The following is a 21,877-nucleotide window of genomic DNA, read 5'->3' on the forward strand; positions in this document are numbered from 1 at the left end:
CGTCCGATGAAGTCCCCACGACAGGAAGTTTCTGAGAGACGAGGCATTCCGCGACGAAACACAGCGCGGTTTCGCCACACAATCGAAACGGAGTGGTTGTGCCCGGTCGTGTCGAGATCGACAACGTCCAGCCCGTCGTCTCCTGCGGCGCGTACCCCGCCAAGGCGGTGGTCGGTGAGATGGTCCCGATCAGCGCCGCGGTCTGGAGAGAAGGCCACGAGGCGGTCGCGGCGACCCTGGTCGTGCGCTACCTCGGGCAGCGCTACCCGCAGGTAACCGAATCCCGCCGGATCAAGGCCGTCCAGGCCCCCGAACGGACCGCGCCCGCGCTCGACGGCAAGGCGGCTGAACCGCGGATCAAGCCGCTGCTGCTGCCCATGACCGAGGGCCAGGAGCCGTACGTGTTCCACGGGGTGTTCACCCCCGACCGGGTCGGGCTGTGGACCTTCCGCGTCGACGGGTGGGGCGATCCCATCCACTCGTGGCGGCGCGGGCTGGTCGCCAAGCTGGACGCCGGGCAGGGCGCGACCGAGCTGTCCAACGACCTGCTGGTGGGGGCCGCACTGTTCGAGCGCGCCGCGACCGGTGTGCCGCGGGCGCGGCGCGATCCGCTGCTGGCGGCGGCCAAGGCGCTGCGCACGCCCGGGGACGCGGTCACCCGCACGGCGCTGGCGCTGGACCCCGAAATCGAGGAACTCCTGGCGGAGTTTCCGTTGCGGGATCTGGTCACCCGCGGGGAGCAGTTCGGGGTGTGGGTGGACCGGCCGCTGGCCCGGTTCGGCGCATGGTACGAGATGTTCCCCCGCTCTACGGGCGGCTGGGACGCCAACGGCAAGCCCGTGCACGGCACGTTCGCCACGGCGGCCGCCCAGCTCCCGCGGATCGCGGACATGGGCTTCGACGTCGTCTACCTGCCGCCGATTCATCCGATCGGGAAGATACATCGCAAGGGCCGCAACAACTCCCCCACCGCCGCGCCCGGCGACGTGGGATCGCCGTGGGCGATCGGCAGCGACGAGGGCGGCCACGACGCGATTCATCCGGGCCTGGGCACGATCGACGACTTCGACGACTTCGTCTCCGCCGCACGCGATCTGGGCATGGAGGTGGCGCTGGACCTGGCGCTGCAATGCGCGCCGGACCATCCGTGGGCCCGCGACCACCGGGAGTGGTTCACCGAGTTGCCCGACGGGACCATCGCCTATGCGGAGAACCCGCCGAAGAAGTACCAGGACATCTATCCGATCAACTTCGACAACGACCCGGCGGGTCTCTACGACGAAGTGCTTCGGGTGGTCCGGCACTGGGTTGACCACGGCATCAAGTTCTTTCGGGTCGACAACCCGCACACCAAGCCGCCCGACTTCTGGGCCTGGCTGATCGGTCAGGTCAAGGACGCCGACCCCGACGTGCTCTTCCTATCGGAGGCCTTCACGCCGCCGGCCCGGCAGTACGGCCTGGCCAAGCTCGGCTTCACGCAGTCCTACAGCTACTTCACGTGGCGCACGGCCAAGTGGGAGCTCACCGAGTTCGGCAACGACATCGCCGCCCTCGCCGACTTTCGCCGGCCGAACCTGTTCGTCAACACCCCCGACATCCTGCACGCGGTGCTGCAGCACAACGGCCCGGGCATGTTCGCCATCCGCGCCGTGCTGGCGGCGACGATGGGTCCCGCCTGGGGCGTGTACTCCGGCTACGAGCTGTTCGAACACCGTGCGGTGCGGGAGGGCAGCGAGGAGTACCTGGACTCCGAGAAGTACGAATTGCGTCCCCGTGACTTTGCGGGTGCGCTGGCCGAAGGCCGATCACTGGAACCGTTCATCAAGCGACTCAACATGATTCGCCGCCTGCACCCGGCGCTGCAGCAGCTGCGCACGATCCATTTCCATGGCGTGGACAACGACGCGATGCTTGCCTACAGCAAGTTCGACCCGGCCACCGGCGACTGCGTGCTGGTGGTGGTGTCGCTGAACGCGTTCGGGCCCGAGGAAGCGACGCTGTGGTTGGACATGGCGGCATTGGGTATGGAGCCTTATGAGCGCTTTTGGGTGCGCGACGAGATCAGCGGTCAGGAATTTCAATGGGGGCAGTCCAATTACATTCGCCTCGATCCCGGGCAGTCGGTCGCGCACATCATCAACATGCCGCTCATACCGTACGAATCGCGAATCACGCTGCTGCGTAGGAGGTGACGGGCTGTGAGCCGAACCGACGAACTGGCCGGACTGGATCTGGCGCCCGATCCGGCCGACTTGGCGCGCCTGGTCGCCGGTGCGCATTACAACCCGCACGGCATCCTCGGTGCCCACGAATACGGCGACCGCACCGTCATCCGGGCGTTTCGCCCGCACGCGCGGGAAGTCGTCGCGCTCGTCGGCGAGGACCGGTTCCCGCTGCAGCACATCGAAGCCGGCCTGTTCGCGGTGTCCCTCCCGTTCGTCGACCTGATCGACTACCGGCTCGAGGTGACCTACGAGGGTTCCGACCCGTACGTCGTCGCCGACGCCTACCGGTTCCTGCCCACCCTGGGTGAAGTCGACCTTCACCTCTTCGGCGAGGGCCGCCACGAGCGGCTCTGGGAAGTCCTTGGCGCCCACCCCCGCTCGTTCACCACGGCCGACGGCGTCGTAAATGGGGTCTCGTTCGCCGTGTGGGCGCCCAACGCCAAGGGCGTCAACCTGATCGGCGAGTTCAACGGCTGGAACGGCAACGAGGCGCCCATGCGGGTGCTGGGCTCGTCGGGGGTGTGGGAGCTGTTCTGGCCGGGCTTTCCGCTGGAGGGCCTGTACAAGTTCCGCGTGCACGGCGCCGACGGCGTGGTGACCGAGCGGGCCGATCCCATGGCGTTCGCCACCGAGGTCCCACCCCACACCGCGTCGCGCGTGACGCGCAGCACGTACACGTGGGAGGACGCCGACTGGATGGCGCGGCGCGCGCAACGCAACCCGGTGTTCGAGCCGATGAGCACGTACGAGGTGCACCTCGGCTCCTGGCGGCCGGGGCTCAGCTACCGTCAGCTCGCCCGCGAGCTGACGGATTATGTTGTGGAGCAAGGATTCACCCACGTGGAGCTGCTGCCGGTCGCCGAGCACCCGTTCGCGGGGTCGTGGGGATACCAGGTCACGTCGTACTACGCGCCGACGTCGCGATTCGGTACGCCGGACGACTTCCGGGGGCTGGTCGACGCGTTGCACCGGGCCGGCATCGGCGTCATCGTTGACTGGGTGCCGGCGCACTTCCCCAAGGACGCATGGGCGCTGGGACGATTCGACGGCACCCCGCTCTACGAGCACGCCGACCCCAAGCGCGGGGAGCAACTCGACTGGGGCACTTACGTCTTCGACTTCGGCCGCGCGGAGGTCCGCAACTTCCTGGTGGCCAACGCCTTGTACTGGCTCGAAGAGTTCCACGTCGACGGCCTGCGGGTGGACGCCGTCGCGTCGATGCTGTACCTGGACTACTCGCGCCCCGAGGGCGGCTGGACCCCCAACGCCTACGGCGGCCGGGAAAACCTGGAGGCGGTGCAGTTCCTGCAGGAGATGAACGCCACGGCCCACAAGGCCGCGCCCGGCATCGTCACCGTCGCCGAGGAGTCGACCTCGTGGCCCGGCGTGACGCGGCCGACAAACCTTGGTGGCCTTGGCTTTTCGATGAAGTGGAACATGGGCTGGATGCACGACACGCTCGACTACATCAGCCGCGACCCGATCTACCGCAGCTACCACCACCACGAGATGACGTTCTCGATGCTGTACGCCTTCAGCGAGAACTACGTGCTGCCGATCAGCCACGACGAGGTGGTGCACGGCAAGGGCACCCTGTGGGGCCGGATGCCGGGCAACAATCACGTGAAGGCCGCGGGCTTGCGCAGCCTGCTCGCCTATCAGTGGGCACACCCCGGCAAGCAATTGTTGTTCATGGGCCAGGAATTCGCCCAGCGCGCCGAGTGGTCCGAGCAGAACGGTTTGGACTGGTGGCAGCTCGACGAGCAGGGCTTCTCCAACGGGGTGTTGCGCTTCGTGCGCGACATCAACGAGATCTACCGCAGCCGACCGGCGCTGTGGAGCCAAGACACGATTCCCGACGGCTATTCCTGGATCGACGCCAACGACTCGGCCAACAACGTGCTGAGTTTCCTCCGGTATGGAAACGACGGATCGGTGATGGCCTGCGTATTCAATTTCGCGGGTTCGGAGCACAGCGGCTACCGGCTGGGCCTGCCCTGCGCCGGCCGCTGGCGCGAGGTGCTCAACACCGACGCGACCATCTACAACGGCTCGGGAATCGGCAACATGGGCGGCGTCGACGCCACCGAGGACCCGTGGCATGGTCGCCCCGCCTCGGCCGTAATGGTCCTGCCGCCGACGTCGGCGCTGTGGCTGGAACCCGAGTAGGGGCGCTCAGTACAGCGCGTTCGCCAAGTTGCGCCGACCGGCGATGACCTCGGGGTCGGCGGGATCGAACAGTTCGAACAGCTCGATCAAGCGGGTGCGCACCCGGGTGCGGTCGTCGCCAGATGTGCTGCGCACCAAGGCAGTCAGGCGCTCGAACGCGGCGCTCACATTCTGGTTGAGGATTTCCACGTCAGCGGCCGCCAACGCGGCGTCGATGTCGCCCGGGGCGGCGTCGGCCACCGCGACGGCGTCGGGGCGTTGCGCCGTTGCGCGCGTGAGGAAGTCGATCTGGCGGATCGCGCCCTTCGCTTCGGCGCTCCCCGGGTTGGCGTCCAAGATCGCCTGATACGACCGCTTGGCGGCGTCGAAGTCGCCGTCCTCAAGCTGCTGGCGCGCCTGGGCCAACTCCGGGTCCACTTCGGCTTGCTCGGAACCGCTTGCGCCCCTTAACTTCCCGGCCGTCGCCGACAACAGCGAGTCGACCCAGCGTCGCAACTGGTCGGGCGGCTGCACTCCCTGGAAGCTGGATAGCGGCTGCCCGGCGGCCAATGCCACCACCGTCGGGACCGCGTCGACACCGAATATCTGGGCCACCCTGGGGGCCACGTCCACGTTGACCGTCGCCAGCGACCACTTGCCGGCGTCCTCGACCGCCAGGCCGGCGAACGTCTCGACGAGCTCCACGCACGCGTCGCTGCGCGGCGACCACAGCACGACCACCACCGGGACCTCGTCGGAGCGGACGAGCACTTCGGCTTCGAAGTTGGCCTCGGTGACCTCGGTCGCACCGGGGGCCGCCGGCACGCCGGGGCCGGGCGGAGAAGCGCTCTGCTGGGCTCGCTGCTTGAGACCGGAAAGATCGACCGCACCGGCCAGTGCGGGCCCGATACTGGGTCGCGGACGCGTCACGCCGTCAAGTCTGTCATGCGCGCTGATAACCCCGAATCGGCCCCTCCGCGGCGCCGATGGCGGCTTATGACCTAAATCACAAACTTTCCCGAATGGCCGACGCCAGCAACGTCGAGCCGCGCGCCTAGCCGGCCCGCAGGATCAGCGCGTCACCCTGGCCGCCGGCCCCACAAAGGGCCGCGACGCCGTATCCGGAGCCGCGGCGGGCCAGCTCCAGGGCCACATGCAGCGTGATCCTGGCGCCCGACATGCCGATCGGGTGCCCGACGGCGATCGCGCCGCCGTTGACGTTGACGATGCCCGGATCGACGCCCAGTTCACGGGTCGAGGCCAGCGCGACGGCCGCAAACGCCTCGTTGATCTCGACGACGTCGAGTTGGTCGACAGAAATCCCCTCGCGGCCGAGCGCTTTCTTGATCGCGTTGGCGGGCTGGGACTGCAGCGTCGAGTCCGGGCCCGCCACGACCCCGTGCGCGCCGATCTCCACCAGCCAGGAAAGCCCCAGCTCCTGCGCTTTGGCCTTGTTCATCACCACGACCGCGGCCGCGCCATCGGAAATCTGCGACGCCGAACCGGCGGTGATGGTGCCGTCTTTGCGGAACGCGGGCTTGAGGCCGGCCAGCGACTCGGCGGTGGTGTTGGCGCGGATCCCCTCGTCCTCGGCGAACTGCAGCGGATCGCCCTTGCGCTGCGGAATGTTGACCGGCACCACCTCGTCGGTGAACACGCCGTCCTTCCACGCCGCGGCCGCCTTCTGGTGCGACCGCGCGGCGTACTCGTCCTGCTCGGCACGGGTGAACTTGTCGAGGTCGTTGCGCTGCTCGGTCAGCGCGCCCATCGGCTGGTCGGTGAACACGTCGTGCAGGCCGTCGTAGGCCATGTGGTCGCGCACCGTGACGTCGCCGTACTTGTATCCGGCCCGGCTGTCCATCAGCAAATGCGGTGCCTTGGTCATCGACTCCTGGCCGCCGGCCACCACCACGTCGAACTCCCCGGCGCGGATGAGCTGGTCGGCCAGCGCGATGGAGTCGATGCCGGACAGGCACATCTTGTTGATGGTGAGCGCCGGAACGTCCCAGCCGATGCCCGCCCCGACGGCCGATTGGCGCGCGGGCATCTGGCCGGCACCGGCCGTCAACACCTGGCCCATGATCACGTACTCGACCGCGCTCGCCGGAAGTTTGGCCTTTTCCAGCGCGCCCGCGATCGCGATGGCGCCCAGATCGCTGGCCGAAAAATCCTTCAGCGAACCCATCAGCTTGCCGATGGGTGTCCGCGCCCCAGCAACTATCACCGACGTCGTCATGAGTACCTCCTGGGCGTGCGCCAACGGCCGTTTCCGCGACCTGGAGAAGCGGAATCTTTGCTGCCACGTTACCGTGGTGTGATGACGACCGATCAAGTTGACGCCCGCCACCTCCTGGCAACGTCCTTGGTGACTGGCCTGGATCATGTCGGCATTGCGGTCGCCGACCTAGACGCCGCAATCACCTGGTACCACGACCACCTCGGCATGATCCTGGTGCACGAGGAAGTCAACGACGACCAGGGCATCCGCGAGGCGATGCTGGCCGTCCCCGGCACCAGCGCGCAGCTGCAGTTGATGGCCCCGCTCGACGACTCGTCGACGATCGCGAAGTTCATGGAAAAGCGCGGACCGGGCATCCAACAGATGGCGGTTCGGGTCAGCGATCTGGACACCATCTGCGAGCAGCTGCGCGAGCAGGGCGTGCGCCTCGTCTACGACGCGGCCCGGCGCGGCACAGCAAACTCGCGGATCAACTTCATCCACCCCAAGGACGCCGGCGGCGTCCTCATCGAGCTGGTCGAGCCCGCCTCCTGAAGCCTGCGCCGAGTGTGCGGCCAGGCCGCACGTTCGGCGTTCAGCGTGCGGCTGGCCGCATACTCGCGAATTCACGCCGGTGTGTCAAGACCACTTTCGAGTCGGGCTGCGGGTAGCCCGGTTTGTCCAGCACGGCGTGTGCCAATGCCGCCGATCCTCGACCCCACCGTGGGGTGAATCGGTCGGCCACACCACCAGATGCGATATGCCCGAGCGGATTTCGTGGTCACAGCCCGGGCAGCGGTAGGTCTTGAGCGCGCGGGCCGCCGCGATCGGCCGAACCTCGTACTCGTGACCATCGGGTCCGATTTCCACCCGGCTCAGCACCGGTGGCCGTATTGGCCGTTGGCCACGTGGCGGTGTGCGGCGCCGAGCCATGCCGCCAGTCTAGTCGGGCAGGTCAGAACAGCCGGTATTCGTCGCTATCCATGCCGCGCATCTTGTCGTAGTCCAGTGTGATACAACGGATTCCGCGATCGGTCGCGAGAGTGCGCGCCTGCGGCTTGATCTGCTGGGCGGCGAAGACACCTTTGACCGGCGCCAGCACGCTGTCGCGGTTGAGCAACTCGAGATAGCGGGTGAGCTGTTCCACGCCGTCGATCTCGCCGCGCCGCTTGATTTCCACGGCGACCGAGCCGCCCCGTTCGTCGCGGCACAGCAGATCGACGGGACCGATTGCGGTCATGTACTCGCGTCGGACCAATGTGTATCCCTCGCCCAGCAATTGCACATGCTCGGCCAGCAACGCCTGAAGGTGCGCCTCGACGCCGTCCTTCACCAATCCGGGGTCGACGCCCAGGTCGTGGCTCGAGTCGTGCTCGATCTCCTCCACCGTGATGCGGAGCTGCTCGCCGGACTTGTTCTCGACCACCCACAGCGGCACCTCGCCACCGGGCTCCTCGGTCAGCCAGCACGGCGGGCTCATCCAGTTCAACGGCTTGTAGGCGCGGTCGTCGGCGTGCACGCTCACCGATCCGTCGGCCTTGAACAGCAGCAACCTTCGCGCGGACGGCAGGTGTGCGGTGAGCCGGCCGACGTAATCGACGGTGCATTGGGCGATGACAAGGCGCACCCGACTCACCTTAGAGCGTGGGCGACAAATTAGGCTGGCGCCACGATGTCGGCCAAAATCAGCGTGGCCCAACGTATCGGCCGGGTGCTCGAGAGGATCACCCGCCAGAGCGGCCGCCTGCCGGATACGCCGGCGTACGGCTCATTGATCCTCGGGCGGGTGGCGGAAAGCCAACGACGGCGTCGCATCCGCATCCAGGTGATCATGACCGTGCTGATCCTGGGCGTGAACCTCATCGGCATCGGGGTGGCACTGCTGTTGGTGATCGTCGCCATTCCCCAGCCGAGCATCTTCCACGACGCGCCGGCCTGGCTCACGTTCGGTGTCTCCCCGGCCTACATCGCCGCGGCCCTGGCGGTGGGCACGTATTGGATCACCCGCCGCACCGTCCTCTCTTTGCGTTGGGCGGTCGAGGAGCGCGCGCCTACCGCCGAGGACGAGCGCAACACCTTCCTGGCGCCGTGGCGACTCGCCATGTACGACCTCGTCCTGTGGGGCATCGGGACGGCGGTGTACACGACGCTCTACGGTCTGGCCAACACCTTGTTCATCCCGCGGTTCCTCCTCGTCGTCAGCTTCTGCGGCGTCCTGGTGGCAACCGCGAGTTATCTGCTCGCCGAGTTCGCGCTGCGCCCGATTGCCGCCCAGGCGCTCGAGGCGGGACCGCCGCCGCGACGGCTGTCGGCGGGCATCATGGGCCGGACGATGGTGGTCTGGTTCCTGGGTTCCGGCGTGCCCGTCATCGGCATCGGCCTGCTGGCGATGTTCCAGATCCTGCTGCGCAACCTGACCGAGACCGAGTTCGCGGTCGGCGTGCTGATCGTGTGCTTCGCCACGCTGATCTTCGGTTGCGCCCTGATGTGGATCCTGGCCTGGCTGACGGCGACCCCGGTGCGGGTGGTGCGCGCGGCGCTGCGCCGCGTCGAGCAGGGCAACCTGCGCGGGAACCTGGTGGTCTTCGACGGCACCGAGCTCGGCGAACTGCAGCGTGGGTTCAACGCCATGGTCGACGGCCTGCGCGAACGCGAACGCGTGCGCGACCTTTTCGGCCGGCACGTCGGCCGCGAAGTCGCCCTGGCCGCCGAGCGCGAGCGGCCGAAACTCGGCGGCGAAGAACGCCACGTCGCCGTCGTCTTCATCGACATCGTCGGCTCCACCCAACTGGTGACCACTCAACCGCCGACCGAGGTCGTCGAAGTGCTCAACCGGTTTTTCGCGATCGTCGTCGAGGAGGTGGACCGCCATTGCGGCCTGGTCAACAAGTTCGAAGGCGACGCGTCGCTGGCCATCTTCGGAGCCCCGAATCACCTGGACTCTCCCGAGGACGAGGCCCTGGGCGCCGCGCGCCGCATCGCCGAGCGCCTCGCGGGCGAGATGTGTGAGCTGGACGCCGGCATCGGCGTGGCGGCCGGTCAGGTCGTCGCCGGCAACGTGGGCGCCAAGGAACGGTTCGAATACACCGTCATCGGCGAACCGGTCAACGAGGCCGCGCGGCTCTGCGAGCTGGCCAAGTCACGCCCGGGCAAATTGCTCGCGACGGCCGGCGCCATCGAGGGCGCCAGCGAAGAGGAAAGTGCCCGTTGGTCTTTGGGCGATACCGTGACCCTGCGCGGGTACGAGCGCCCGACGCGGCTGGCCGCCCCGGTGGGGGCTAGCCGGTCCGATCGCTGATTCGCGCTGACAACGCCCGTGGTCAACGGCGATGACCACGCTCGATAGAAATCCTTTATAGGACAATAGAAATCGCGCCTTGACCCGCCCGCCGCGCCGCACCGATAGTGGTGAAGCTCCGGCCCGTGTGAGAAGGGTGCATATTGACAACCGTTGCGCTGCTTGATCGTTCGCGAATCGTTGCTGGACCCGGATGGAACCGCTGGCTGGTGCCGCCCGCCGCGCTGTCCATCCACCTCGCCATCGGGTCGGCCTACGCCTGGAGCGTCTTCAAGATCCCGCTGGAGAAATCGCTGCACGTCTCGGGAACGGCCAGCGCGATGCCGTTCACGGTCGCCATCGTGATGCTTGGCCTTTCGGCCGCGGCGTTCGGCACGCGCGTCGACCATTACGGACCGCGCTGGGCCATGGTCGTCGCCACCGTGTGCTTCTGCAGCGGGTTGCTGATCGCCGGGTTCGGAGTTTCGGCTCACCAATACTGGCTCGTCGTGGTGGGATACGGGGTCGTCGGAGGGGTCGGCCTCGGTATCGGCTACATCTCGCCGGTGTCGACGCTCATCAAGTGGTTTCCCGATCGGCCCGGCATGGCGACCGGCCTGGCGATCATGGGCTTCGGCGGTGGTGCGCTGATCGCGTCCCCGTGGACGAACAGCCTGCTCGACGCGTTCGGCCGCACCAGCACCGCCGGCGTCGCCAGGACCTTCCTGGTGATGGGCGGCACCTACGCGGTGTTCATGGCGATGGGGTGCCTGCTGATCCGGGTGCCGGCGCCGGGATGGACGCCGGAGGACTGGAAACCCAAGCCGCACAAAGCCGGATCGCTGATCACGACGGCCGGTGTGTCGGCGGCCAACGCGATCAAGACGCCGCAGTTCTGGCTGTTGTGGGTGGTGCTCTGCTTCAACGTGACCGCCGGTATCGGCATCCTGGAGAAGGCCTCGCCGATCTACCAGGACTTCTTCCCGAGGGCGCCCCGCGCGGCGGCGTTGGCCTCCGCCGCCGCCGGGTTCGTCGCGCTCCTGTCGCTGGCCAACATGCTCGGCCGGATCGGATGGTCGTCGTTGTCGGATGCGTTGGGGCGCAAGAACATGTACCGGCTGTACCTGGGCGGAGGCGCGCTCCTCTATCTCACGCTGGCGCTGACGACCAATTCCAACAAGGTCACCTTCCTGCTGTGCACGCTCCTGATCCTGTCGTTCTACGGCGCGGGGTTCTCGACCGTTCCCGCGTACCTGCGTGACTTGTTCGGCACCTATGAGGTCGGCGCCATCCACGGCAGGTTGCTGACGGCGTGGTCGGTCGCGGGCGTGCTGGGTCCCCTGATCGTCAACGCCATCGCCGACTCGCAGAAGGCGGCCGGCAAACACGGCCCGGACCTTTACCTCGCCTCGTTCGAGGTGATGATCGCCCTGCTGGTCGTCGGGATGGTCTGCAATGAGCTGATCCGGCCCGTGGCCACGAGACATCACGAGCCCGACGGCGCCGCACCGGCGTCCGAGGCGGTCGCTGACCGGCAACCGGAGAGGCAACCATGACGAAGCCGAGCATCGCGCTGGCGTGGCTCTGGGTAGCCGTTCCGTTCGCTTACGGTGTCTGGCAACTCTTTTCGAAAATCAGCCAGTTGTTCGGCGCCTGACCCGAAACCCGTTTCCCTGATTAGCAGCACCGCCAGCGCCACGGCGACGAGAATCAGGGCACCCACGAACCAGACCGTGGCCGGCCACCCGCCGGCGCTGTAGACCAACCCCCCGAATGCGCCGGCGACCGACCCGCCCAGGTAGTAGCTGAACAGGTAGAGGGCCGACGCCTCGGCCCGATCCCGGCGCGCGGCCGCACCCACCCAGCCGCTGGCCACGGTGTGCGCGGCGAAGAACCCGCCGGTGAACACGCCGAGCCCGACGACGACCGCGACCAGTGAGTGCGGGACGGTCAGCGCCAGGCCAGTCACGGTGATCGGCAACGCGCCGCCGAGCACCAGCGCGCGCCCCCTGCGGTCGGCAAGCCGCCCGGCCACCACCGACGCCCCGGTGCCGGCGAGGTACAGCAAGAACAACAGTCCGACCACCGACGGCGCCAATCCGAACGGCGGGGCGGTCAACCGGTACCCGAGGTAGTTGTACACCGTGACGAAGCCGCCCATTAGCGCGAATCCCAGCGCAAAAAGCTTCAGCAACACGGGGTTTCGCAGGTGCGCGGCGAGGTTGCGCGCACTGGCGCGCACGTTGGCGGCCTTCGGGGTGAAGAACTGCGACCGGGGCACCAGGATGGCGAAGACCACCGTACCCGCCAGCGTCGTCAGCGAACAGACCAACAGCGCGACACGCCAATTGCTGATGTCGACGACCAGCGCCGGGACGATCCGCCCGGTCAACCCACCGACGGTGGTGCCGGCGATGTAGCGTCCCATCGCCGCACCGAGCGACGAGGCGTGCACCTCCTCGGCGAGGAACGCCATCGCGACCGCGGGTATCCCGGCGAGCGCGACGCCGTGCAGCGCCCGGCCGACAAGCAGAACGCCGAGCGAGGGACTGAAGGGCAACAACAACCCGATCACGCTGGAAGCGATCCCCGACGTGAGCATCACCGTGATGCGTCCGTAGCGCTCGGAAAGCACGCTCGCGGGGATGACCGACAGCGCCAGCACCCCCGTGGTCAGCGCGACCGTCAGCGCGGCGGTGGCCGGCGTGATCCGGTAGTAGGTCGAAAAAGCCGGCAGCAGGGCCTGGGTGCAGTACATCGCGGCGAAACTGGCCAGGCCGGCACCGTACAGCGCCGCCGTCACGCGACGGTATCCGCGGCTTCCGGCTTGGTGGGCGGTCGGCATGGCAACGATGTTTCGCCCCGCGGCGTAGGAACGGAAATGAATTATTAGCAGAGATATGATGCGGTAGCTACATAAATAGAGGTGACGGCGATGCAGGACGGCGACTACGAGTGGTTCGTCACACTCGCGGAGCTACAGCACGTCACCGCCGCGGCCGAACAGCTGCACATCGCCCAGCCGACGCTCACCCGGATGCTGGCGCGCCTGGAGCGGCGACTGGGCGTCGCGCTGTTCGAGCGCCGCGGCAAGCGGCTCGCGCTCAACACCTACGGGCGGATCTTCTACGAGCACGCCCGACGCGCCCAGTGCGAGCTCGATTCGGCCAGGCGGGCGATCGACGACCTGGCCAATCCGGCCGTCGGCGAGATCCGGCTCGGCTTTCTCGGTTCGTTCGGGTCCACGGTGGTGCCGCGCTTGATCGCCGGGTTCAGGGCAGCGTCACCGGGAGTGACGTTCACGCTGGCGGAAGGTGCCGCCGAATCGATCGGCGACCTGGTGGGGTCCGGGTCGATCGACCTCGGTGTCGTTTCACCACGGCCGCAGGCACCGAACCTGGCCTGGCGCAGCCTGTTTCGTCAGCGGCTCGGTGCGGCCTTCCCGCGCGACCATGCGCTTGCGGCCGCCGCGGCGGTATCCATGTCCGAGCTGGCCGACGAGCCTTTCGTGGCCATGCAGCCCGGCTTCGGCATGCGCCGCCTGCTCGACGAGCTTTGCGCCGCAGCGCAATTCCAGCCGCGGATCATCCTCGAGTCGGCGACCCTCACGTCGACGGCCGGCCTGGTGGCTGCGGGGCTGGGCATCAGCCTGATGCCCATCGACGGCAGCGAGCACGCCCCCGGGATCAGCGTGCTGCCGTTGGCCGACGCCGACGCCTACCGGGACGTCGGGCTGATCTGGAATTCCGGGCGACCATTGTCCCGCCCGGCACGCGACTTCATCACGTCCGCCGCGGGCGCCCATCACCAGGCCGCGACGTAGGTTCTCTATCACTCTGCGCTGCTGAGTATTTCGCCAGACCACTGATGATGAGCTCAAGTCCGAGCGCAAACTCCTCGTCGATCGGCACAGGCAGGTGGTCGGCCACCGCGCTGGTGGCGGGGAACAACCGTGGATCCAATGTATGGAAAAGCTCGGACGCGTGCCGCTCGTCGAATCCGCGACCGCTGAGCTGAATGGCGAAGCCCAGCACATAGCGGGCCACCGTCGCATACGAGCGGGCCGCGAGACGCGGGGTAAAGCCGTTGTCGAGCAGGACCGCCAGTAACGCTTCCCGCTGCGCCAGCGCATTGGGCCCCAGCGGAAGCTGGTCGACCAGCAGCGGAGCCACGTTGTGGTGCCTGCGCAACACCTCAAACGTGGCTCGTGCGAAGGACTCGCAGGCCCGCTGCCACTCCATCGTGGCGAGTCCCTCCGTGCTGCACTCGATCTCGCCGAACACGCGATCAACCACGTGCGAAACCAGCTCGCCTCGGTTGGCGAAGTGGCGATACAGCGTGGCCGTCCCCGACTCCAGCCGCTGCGCGAGGGTCCGCATCGAGAGCGCCTCGGCGCCCTCGTCGTCCACGATCTCGAGGGCCGTGCCGACGATGCGGTCGAGCGGGAGCCGCGGGCGTCCGCGGGACGGGCGACCCGAGGTGTCGTCCGGAGTCGGTGGGCTGCTTCGGGTCACGCGCCCAGTATCGCGACCCTTGACCCTTCAGGCAATAACGGATACGGTGTATCCATAAAATATCGGGTGCCGCCCGATTCACCTTCAAGCCAGACCGGAAGACGCGTTGCCATGCTGCTACCACTTGCCACGGAACCCTTCACCATTCCCACCGACCGGGACCTGCTCCCATCCGAGCGTCGCGAGTTCGTGCGGACTCATCGAACATGCGTGTTCGGCTACCGCCGGAAGAACGACGGGCCCGGAATGTCGGTCGTCTACTACGTCCCTACCGACGGGGACGAGCTGCTGGTGTCGACGATGGCCGGGCGCGGCAAGTCCCGCGTCATCGCGCGGGACGGCAAGGTCGGCCTGTGTGTCCTCGACGAACGTTGGCCCTTCGCCTATTTGCAGGTGTATGCCGACGCGGTGATCGACGACGATCCCGACTTGGTGTGCGACGTCATGATGGAAGTTGGTGCCAGGATGTCGGGCCAGCCGCTCCCGTCAGAAGCCCGGCCGGTCGTCGACGCCATGCGCCGCGAAGAAAACCGGGTTGTCGTTCGGTGCCGCCCCTACGCGACATTCGGTCAACCGCCGCGACACCTCTACCGCAACGACCAGGTAGAGCGCATCACCCATTGGCTTTCCGGCACGGTCCCGTGGGACGCGCCCGACCCGGCCTGAGTTAGTCCGCCCATGAACCGCACCGTGCTGCGCGGAGCGCAGGTGATCACCATGTCGCCGGCGCGCCCCGATGCGGAGCGCATCGACATCGTCGTCGAGGGCGATGAGATCACCGAACTCGGCGACCGCGTCGACGATTCGGACGCCGAAACGGTCGACCTTCCCGGTCGCGTCATCATGCCCGGGCTTGTCAACGCTCATCTACACACGTGGCAGAGCGCGCTGCGCTTGGCGGGCGCCGACTGGACACTGCTGGACTACCTGCGGCACATGCACGGTGGCGTCGCCGACCGCTACACGCCCGATGACCTCTACATCGGCAACCTCGCCGGTGCTCTCAATCAAATCAATTGCGGCACAACGACGCTGGGTGACTGGTGTCACAACAACGCGACGCCTGAGCACACCGGCGCGGCCCTCGAAGGGTTGGAAAGATCCGGCATCCGCGCCGTGTTTCTGCATGGAGTGCAGAAGCGAGCCCCCGACGTGGCCCATCCGCTGGCCGAGGTCGACCGGCTTCTCGACCGGCCCGCCTCAGCGCTCGGCACACTCACCGTCGGGATGGCGATCGCCGGGCCGCAATACTCGACACCGGATGTGGCCGTGGCCGATTTGCGTGCCGCCGCCGAACGCGGCCTCATCGCCTCGATGCATCAAAGCGGCGGCCAACCGGGGGCCGGATGGGACGCGGTCCGCGCCGCTGGACTGTTCGGGCCGCGCACCAACATCGTCCACGGCGCCGGTCTCACCGACGATTGGTTCGGCCGACTGATCGCTGCAGGCGTCAGCTTCACCGTCACACCGGAAAGCGAGCTTGGGCACGGCCATGGCGTCCCCATCACCGGACACCTGTTGAGACATGGCGCGGCGCCGTCATTGGGCACCGACACCGACACGGCGGTATCCGGGGAGGTTCTGGGCGGCGCGCGCATCGCGCTGGCCCATCAGCGCGGTCTCGACCACGAGCGCCACCGGCAGGTGACCGGTGCGATAGCCCCGTCGCATTCAGTGACCAGTAAGCAGGCGTTGTCATGGGCGACCATCGAAGGCGCGCGCGCCCTTGGGCTGGACGACCGGATTGGCAGAATCGAACCGCGCATGCAAGCCGACCTGGTCGTCATCGACGCGAGACCGCTCAACCTCTGGCCGGCTCGTGACCCGATTGCCGCCGCGCTCCACGCCGGCATCGTCAACATCGAAGCCGTGATGATCTCGGGCCGTTGGCGCAAACGAGACCATTCGCTGATCGAGGCGGACCTGGAAGGCGTACGGAGCCGCCTCCTGGAATCCGGCGAACGGCTGCTCCGCGCGCGATAAGCACGCGCCCCACATCGATGTCGCTTTTCCGCCAGTTTTGTCGGTGGCCGGGTGTAACTGTGGAACCGTGCACGAGGATTTCGAACGCTGCTACCGGGCCGTCCAGTCGAAGGACGCCCGCTTCGACGGCTGGTTCGTCACCGCGGTCCTGACGACGCGGATCTATTGCCGGCCCAGCTGCCCCGTGCGTCCGCCGTTCGCCCGCAACGTGCGGTTCTATCCGACCGCGGCGGCCGCGCAGCGGGCGGGGTTCCGGGCGTGCAAGCGATGCCGTCCCGATGCGTCTCCCGGATCACCCGAATGGAACGTGCGCGGTGACGTCGTGGCGCGCACGATGCGGCTGATCGCCGACGGGACGGTGGACCGGGACGGCGTGGGCGGGCTCGCGGCTCGCCTCGGTTACACGACCCGCCAGCTGGAGCGCCTCCTGCAGGCCGAGGTCGGCGCCGGGCCACTGGCCCTGGCCCGCGCGCAACGCGCCCAGACGGCTCGGGTGCTCATCGAGACCACGGACCTGCCGTTCGGCGACGTCGCCTTCGCGGCCGGGTTCTCCAGCATCCGCCAGTTCAACGACACCGTGCGTTTGGTGTTCGAGCTCACCCCGACGGCGCTGCGCCGACGCGCGGCGGTGCGGTCGACGCCGGACACCAATTCGCCTGGGGCGCTGTGCCTTCGACTACCGGTGCGCACGCCGTTCGCCTACGAGGGTGTGTTCGGGCACCTCGCGGCAGGAACCGTGCCCGGCTGCGAGGAGGTTCGCGACGGGGCCTACCGGCGCAGCCTTCGGCTGCCCCGGGGCAGCGCCCTCGTGACACTGACGCCCGGCGTCGACCACGTGCGCTGCCAGCTGGCGCTGGACGACTTCCGCGACCTCACGACCGCGATCGCCCGCTGCCGGCGGTTGCTGGACCTCGACGCCGACCCCGAAGCCGTGGTCGACGCGCTGGCCGGCGACCCCGAGCTGGCGCCGGTGGTGGAAAAGGCGCCGGGGCAACGCATTCCGCGCACCGTCGACGAGGCCGAGCTCGCCGTGCGCGCCGTGCTCGGCCAACAGGTCTCGACCATGGCCGCGAGGACGCACGCGGGCCGGCTGGTCGCGGCCTACGGGAGGCCGATCCACGATCCCGGGGGCGCGTTGACCCACACCTTCCCGTCGGTCGAAGAGCTGGCCGAGATCGATCCCATCCACCTGGCGGTGCCGAAGGCCCGACAACGGACGCTCACCGCGCTGATCGCCGGGCTATCCGAGGGAACCGTCGTCCTGGACGCCGGCAGCGATTGGCAGGGCGCCCGCGCGCAGTTGCTGGCACTGCCCGGCATCGGCCCCTGGACCGCGGAGGTGATCGCGATGCGCGCCCTGGGCGACCCGGACGCCTTTCCCGCCAGCGACCTCGGACTGCAGTTGGCCGCAAAGGAACTGGGTCTGCCCGCCGATCAGCGCAAGCTCGTCGAGCGCAGTGCCCGTTGGCGGCCCTGGCGCTCCTACGCCACCCAGCATCTGTGGACCACCCTCGAGCATCCGGTAAACCATTGGCCGCCACGGGAGGTCGCATGATCCGCTACCGCACCATCGAGAGCCCGATCGGCTATCTGACCCTGGCCGGAAACGGCTCGGCCTTGACGAATCTGCGAATGGTCGACCAGACCTACGAACCGGACCGCGCCGACTGGTCGCCGGACCCGCGGGCCTTCGACGATGCCGTCGCGCAATTGATCGCGTATTTCGCCGGCGAGCTCACCGACTTCGACATCGAGCTCGAGCTGCGGGGCACCGAATTCCAGCGACGGGTGTGGAAGGCGCTGCTGACAATCCCGTACGGCGCGACCCGATCGTACGGGGAAATCGCCGAGCAGATCGGCGCGCCGGGCTCCGCGCGCGCGGTCGGCTGGGCCAACGGCCACAATCCGATCGCCATTATCGTTCCCTGCCATCGCGTTATCGGCGCCAATGGCAGCCTCACCGGCTTCGGCGGCGGGCTCGACCGAAAGCGCACACTGCTCGAATTAGAAAAGCGACGAGAGAACCTGACGTTATTCGATTAATGGCGGAATGCAAAAACACCCCCGTTGCCGGGGGTGTTTTTGTATATGTTCGGCGGTGTCCTACTTTTCCACCCGATCGGGCAGTATCATTGGCGCTGACAGGCTTAGCTTCCGGGTTCGGGATGGGACCGGGCGTTTCCCTGTCGCTGTGGCCGCCGTAACTCTATTTAAATGTGTTTGGTGGGGGGTGTGGTGCGCCACGGCATTACTACCAGGCGCTGGATTGTGGTTGCGATTTGTGTTGGTAAGTTTTCGGCCGGTTAGTGCCAGTTCCCTACACCCATTACTGGGCTTCTAGGTCTGGCCTATCGAACCCGTGTTCTGCGGGGGGCCTTATCCCTCTAAAAGGGTGAGAAACCTGATCTTGGAGAAGGTTTCCCGCTTAGATGCTTTCAGCGGTTATCCTGTCCGAACGTAGCTATCCAGCGGTGCCCCTGGTGGGACAACTGGTGCACTAGAGGTTCGTCCGTCCCGGTCCTCTCGTACTAGGGACAGGTTTCCTCAAGTTTCTGACGCGCGCGGCGGATAGAGACCGAACTGTCTCACGACGTTCTAAACCCAGCTCGCGTGCCGCTTTAATGGGCGAACAGCCCAACCCTTGGGACCTGCTCCAGCCCCAGGATGCGACGAGCCGACATCGAGGTGCCAAACCATCCCGTCGATATGGACTCTTGGGGAAGATCAGCCTGTTATCCCCGGGGTACCTTTTATCCGTTGAGCGACACCCCTTCCACTCGGGGGTGCCGGATCACTAATCCCGACTTTCGTCCCTGCTTGACTTGTAAGTCTCGCAGTCAAGCTCCCTTGTGCATTTACACTCAACACCTGATTGCCGTCCAGGTTGAGGGAACCTTTGGGCGCCTCCGTTACATTTTAGGAGGCAACCGCCCCAGTTAAACTACCCACCAGGCACTGTCCGTGAACCGGATATACGGTTCGACGTTAGGTGTCCAATACGATCAGAGTGGTATTTCAACAACGACTCCGCCCCAACTGGCGTTGAGGTTTCACAGTCTCCCACCTATCCTACACAAACCGTACCGAACACCAATACCAAGTTGTAGTGAAGGTCCCGGGGTCTTTTCGTCCTGCCGCGCGTAACGAGCATCTTTACTCGTAGTGCAATTTCGCCGAGTCTATGGTTGAGACAGTCGAGAAGTCGTTACGCCATTCGTGCAGGTCGGAACTTACCCGACAAGGAATTTCGCTACCTTAGGATGGTTATAGTTACCACCGCCGTTTACTGGGGCTTAAATTCTCCGCTTCACCTTGCGGTTAACGGGTCCTCTTAACCTTCCAGCACCGGGCAGGCGTCAGTCCGTATACATCGTCTTGCGACTTCGCACGGACCTGTGTTTTTAGTAAACAGTCGCTTCTCGCTGGTTTCTGCGACCGGATCCCGCTCCCAGCGCAAGGCTGTTCACGGTATTCCGGCCCCCCTTCTCCCGAAGTTACGGGGGTATTTTGCCGAGTTCCTTAACCATAGTTATCTCGTACGCCTCGGTATGCTCTACCTGACCACCTGTGTCGGTTTGGGGTACGGGCCGTGTGTGTGCTCGCTAGAGGCTTTTCTTGGCAGCAGAGGATCACCGAATTCGCCTCAATCGGCTATGCATCACCTCTCAGGAATATGAGCGACGGATTTGCCTATCGCTCTCCCTACAGGTTTGCCCCAGTATTACCACTGACTGGTACGGCTACCTTCCTGCGTCACCCCATTGCTTGACTACTACCAATCCGGGTCCCACGCAGCCGGCGATCCTCGCACCCCGAAGGGATTGATAGACCACCTTTTGGGTGGTTAGCAGAATTGATTCATCACGGGCGCCCACACACGGGTACGGGAATATCAACCCGTTGTCCATCGACTACGCCTGTCGGCCTCGCCTTAGGTCCCGACTCACCCTGGGCGGACTGGCCTGGCCCAGGAACCCTTGGTCTTACGGCGGGCAAGGTTCTCACTTGCCTTATCGCTACTCATGCCTGCATTCTCACTCCCCCACCCTCCACCACCGGTCACCCGGTGGCTTCGCTGAATGGGGGACGCTCCCCTACCCAACCTTTCGGTTGCCGCGGCTTCGGCGGTGTGCTTGAGCCCCGCTACATTATCGGCGCACAATCACTTGACCAGTGAGCTATTACGCACTCTTTCAAGGGTGGCTGCTTCTAAGCCAACCTCCTGGTTGTCTCTGCGACTGCACATCCTTTCCCACTTAGCACACGCTTTGGGGCCTTAGCCGGCGATCTGGGCTGTTTCCCTTTCGACGTACGGAGCTTATCCCCCGCCGTCTCACTGCCACGCTATACACCACGGCATTCGGAGTTTGGCTGACGTCAGTAACCTAGTAGGGCCCATCGGCCATCCAGTAGCTCTACCTCCGTGGTGAAACACGCAACGCTGCACCTAAATGCATTTCGGGGAGAACCAGCTATCACGGAGTTTGATTGGCCTTTCACCCCTACCCACAACTCATCCCCTCAGTCTTCAACCTAAGTGGGTTCGGGCCTCCACGCGGTCTTACCCGCGCTTCACCCTGGCCATGGGTAGATCACTCCGCTTCGGGTCCAGAACACGCCACTACACCCCAAAGGGGATGCGCCCTATTCAGACTCGCTTTCGCTGCGGCTACCCCACACGGGTTAACCTCGCGACGTGTCCCTGACTCGCAGGCTCATTCTTCAAAAGGCACGCCATCACCCCACGAGGAGGCTCTGACGGATTGTAGGCACACGGTTTCAGGTACTCTTTCACTCCCCTCCCGGGGTACTTTTCACCATTCCCTCACGGTACTAATCCGCTATCGGTCATCGAGAAGTATTTAGGCTTACCGGGTGGTCCCGGCAGATTCACAGCAGATTCCACGGGCCCGCTGCTACTCGGGAGTTGATACAAGGTAGGTGCCGGGTTTTCGCGTACCGGGCTCTCACCGTCTATGGCGGACCATCCCAGGCCACTTCCGCTAACTACGACACTTTCTGACTACCCTCCAGCCAGGTAGAGCTGGACGTATCAATCCCACAACCCCGCACACACAACCCCTACCCGGTATCGCATGCGTGCGGTTTAGCCGTGTTCCGCGTTCGCTCGCCACTACTGACGGAATCACAATTGTTTTCTTCTCCTACGGGTACTGAGATGTTTCACTTCCCCGCGTTCCCCCTCGCACCCTATATATTCAGATGCGAGTAACACGACATCACTCGTGCTGGGTTTCCCCATTCGGAAATCCTCGGATCAACGCTCGGTTGACAGCTCCCCGAGGCATATCGCAGCCTCCCACGTCCTTCATCGGCTCTCGATGCCAAGGCATCCACCATGCGCCCTTAAGCACTTACAAACACAAAAACCAAAGAATAAATTACACAAAACGAACACACCACCATCGGCAGTGCGTCCATTTAGATGCTCGCAACCACTATCCAGTTCTCAAACACCACACCCCACCACCAAGATGGGGGGACAAGCACT

General features: G+C 66.0%; 16 protein-coding genes, 2 rRNA genes and 1 pseudogene. 11 read left to right on the forward strand and 8 right to left on the reverse strand.

The genetic code is table 11. The annotated features are described in order from the left end of the window. Positions 1 to 98 precede the first annotated feature (98 nt). Both AC5Y2S_RS14460 and glgB read left to right on the forward strand, forming a co-directional pair. Positions 99 to 2,192 carry an alpha-1,4-glucan--maltose-1-phosphate maltosyltransferase gene (locus AC5Y2S_RS14460; protein ID WP_499956791.1) on the forward strand — a complete coding sequence of 698 codons (2,094 nt, stop codon included), beginning with the start codon at positions 99 to 101 and terminating at the stop codon, positions 2,190 to 2,192. 6 nt (positions 2,193 to 2,198) lie between these two features. Beyond that, the gene (glgB, locus tag AC5Y2S_RS14465; RefSeq protein ID WP_499956792.1) at positions 2,199 to 4,394 is read left to right on the forward strand and encodes a 1,4-alpha-glucan branching protein GlgB; all 2,196 of its coding nucleotides are present in this window, start codon (positions 2,199 to 2,201) and stop codon (positions 4,392 to 4,394) included. 6 nt (positions 4,395 to 4,400) lie between these two features. On the opposite strand, the gene AC5Y2S_RS14470 is transcribed toward glgB, so the two are convergent. Both AC5Y2S_RS14470 and AC5Y2S_RS14475 read right to left on the reverse strand, forming a co-directional pair. Further along, positions 4,401 to 5,303 carry a tetratricopeptide repeat protein gene (locus AC5Y2S_RS14470; RefSeq protein ID WP_499956793.1) on the reverse strand — a complete coding sequence of 301 codons (903 nt, stop codon included), beginning with the start codon at positions 5,301 to 5,303 and terminating at the stop codon, positions 4,401 to 4,403. Between the two features lie 124 nt (positions 5,304 to 5,427). Then, complete coding sequence (locus AC5Y2S_RS14475) at positions 5,428 to 6,609, reverse strand: acetyl-CoA C-acetyltransferase (protein ID WP_499956794.1); 1,182 nt, start codon at positions 6,607 to 6,609, stop codon at positions 5,428 to 5,430. A 78-nt stretch (positions 6,610 to 6,687) separates the two neighbouring features. On the opposite strand from AC5Y2S_RS14475, the gene mce reads away from it, so the two are divergent. After that, positions 6,688 to 7,146, forward strand: coding sequence for a methylmalonyl-CoA epimerase (mce, locus tag AC5Y2S_RS14480; RefSeq protein ID WP_499904428.1), 459 nt, complete (start codon positions 6,688 to 6,690; stop codon positions 7,144 to 7,146). An 84-nt stretch (positions 7,147 to 7,230) separates the two neighbouring features. Here mce and AC5Y2S_RS14485 read toward each other — a convergent pair whose 3' ends face one another. Both AC5Y2S_RS14485 and nucS read right to left on the reverse strand, forming a co-directional pair. Next, on the reverse strand, positions 7,231 to 7,524 hold the full coding sequence (locus AC5Y2S_RS14485; RefSeq protein WP_499956795.1) for an Rv1322 family protein: 294 nt from the start codon (positions 7,522 to 7,524) through the stop codon (positions 7,231 to 7,233). 22 nt (positions 7,525 to 7,546) lie between these two features. After that, a complete protein-coding gene (nucS, locus tag AC5Y2S_RS14490; protein ID WP_499956796.1) occupies positions 7,547 to 8,218 on the reverse strand; it encodes an endonuclease NucS in 672 nt (223 codons plus the stop codon). Positions 8,219 to 8,263: 45 nt separating this feature from the next. Between nucS and AC5Y2S_RS14495 the strand changes: the two genes are divergently transcribed. The 3 genes from AC5Y2S_RS14495 (at position 8,264) to AC5Y2S_RS14505 (ending at position 11,525) form a co-directional block, all read left to right on the forward strand. Next, positions 8,264 to 9,889 carry an adenylate/guanylate cyclase domain-containing protein gene (locus AC5Y2S_RS14495; protein ID WP_499956797.1) on the forward strand — a complete coding sequence of 542 codons (1,626 nt, stop codon included), beginning with the start codon at positions 8,264 to 8,266 and terminating at the stop codon, positions 9,887 to 9,889. A gap of 143 nt (positions 9,890 to 10,032) precedes the next feature. Further along, complete coding sequence (locus tag AC5Y2S_RS14500) at positions 10,033 to 11,424, forward strand: L-lactate MFS transporter (protein ID WP_499956798.1); 1,392 nt, start codon at positions 10,033 to 10,035, stop codon at positions 11,422 to 11,424. Then, a complete protein-coding gene (locus AC5Y2S_RS14505) occupies positions 11,421 to 11,525 on the forward strand; it encodes an MFS transporter small subunit (RefSeq protein ID WP_499881020.1) in 105 nt (34 codons plus the stop codon). The genes AC5Y2S_RS14500 and AC5Y2S_RS14505 overlap by 4 nt, the downstream gene beginning before the upstream one ends. On the opposite strand, the pseudogene AC5Y2S_RS14510 reads toward AC5Y2S_RS14505, so the two are convergent. Further along, positions 11,526 to 12,713, reverse strand: a pseudogene (locus AC5Y2S_RS14510) (MFS transporter); the annotation flags it as partial. A 90-nt stretch (positions 12,714 to 12,803) separates the two neighbouring features. On the opposite strand from AC5Y2S_RS14510, the gene AC5Y2S_RS14515 reads away from it, so the two are divergent. Further along, entirely contained in the window at positions 12,804 to 13,691 is an 888-nt protein-coding gene (locus tag AC5Y2S_RS14515) for a LysR family transcriptional regulator (protein ID WP_499957053.1), read from the forward strand. Here the strand turns inward: AC5Y2S_RS14515 and AC5Y2S_RS14520 are convergent. Continuing rightward, a complete protein-coding gene (locus tag AC5Y2S_RS14520) occupies positions 13,651 to 14,301 on the reverse strand; it encodes a TetR/AcrR family transcriptional regulator (RefSeq protein ID WP_499957054.1) in 651 nt (216 codons plus the stop codon). The two genes, AC5Y2S_RS14515 and AC5Y2S_RS14520, sit on opposite strands and share 41 nt — an antisense overlap. 192 nt (positions 14,302 to 14,493) lie before the next feature. Between AC5Y2S_RS14520 and AC5Y2S_RS14525 the strand changes: the two genes are divergently transcribed. The 4 genes from AC5Y2S_RS14525 (at position 14,494) to AC5Y2S_RS14540 (ending at position 18,408) form a co-directional block, all read left to right on the forward strand. Then, positions 14,494 to 15,048, forward strand: a complete 555-nt coding sequence (locus tag AC5Y2S_RS14525; RefSeq protein ID WP_499956799.1) for a pyridoxamine 5'-phosphate oxidase family protein — start codon at positions 14,494 to 14,496, stop codon at positions 15,046 to 15,048. 12 nt (positions 15,049 to 15,060) lie between these two features. Then, positions 15,061 to 16,365: an amidohydrolase family protein gene (locus tag AC5Y2S_RS14530; protein WP_499956800.1), complete on the forward strand. Its 1,305-nt coding sequence runs from the start codon at positions 15,061 to 15,063 to the stop codon at positions 16,363 to 16,365. A gap of 67 nt (positions 16,366 to 16,432) precedes the next feature. Further along, positions 16,433 to 17,920 (forward strand): AlkA N-terminal domain-containing protein, encoded by a 1,488-nt coding sequence (locus tag AC5Y2S_RS14535; RefSeq protein ID WP_499956801.1) that lies wholly within the window; start codon positions 16,433 to 16,435, stop codon positions 17,918 to 17,920. After that, on the forward strand, positions 17,917 to 18,408 hold the full coding sequence (locus AC5Y2S_RS14540) for a methylated-DNA--[protein]-cysteine S-methyltransferase (protein WP_499956802.1): 492 nt from the start codon (positions 17,917 to 17,919) through the stop codon (positions 18,406 to 18,408). Before AC5Y2S_RS14535 ends, AC5Y2S_RS14540 begins: the two co-directional genes overlap by 4 nt. Before the next feature lie 47 nt (positions 18,409 to 18,455). Here AC5Y2S_RS14540 and rrf read toward each other — a convergent pair. Both rrf and AC5Y2S_RS14550 read right to left on the reverse strand, forming a co-directional pair. Continuing rightward, positions 18,456 to 18,568, reverse strand: a 5S ribosomal RNA gene (rrf, locus tag AC5Y2S_RS14545). A gap of 80 nt (positions 18,569 to 18,648) precedes the next feature. Further along, positions 18,649 to 21,746 (reverse strand): 23S ribosomal RNA (locus tag AC5Y2S_RS14550). Positions 21,747 to 21,877: the final 131 nt, after the last annotated feature.

It is taken from the genome of Mycobacterium sp. NGS69 (assembly GCF_059812165.1).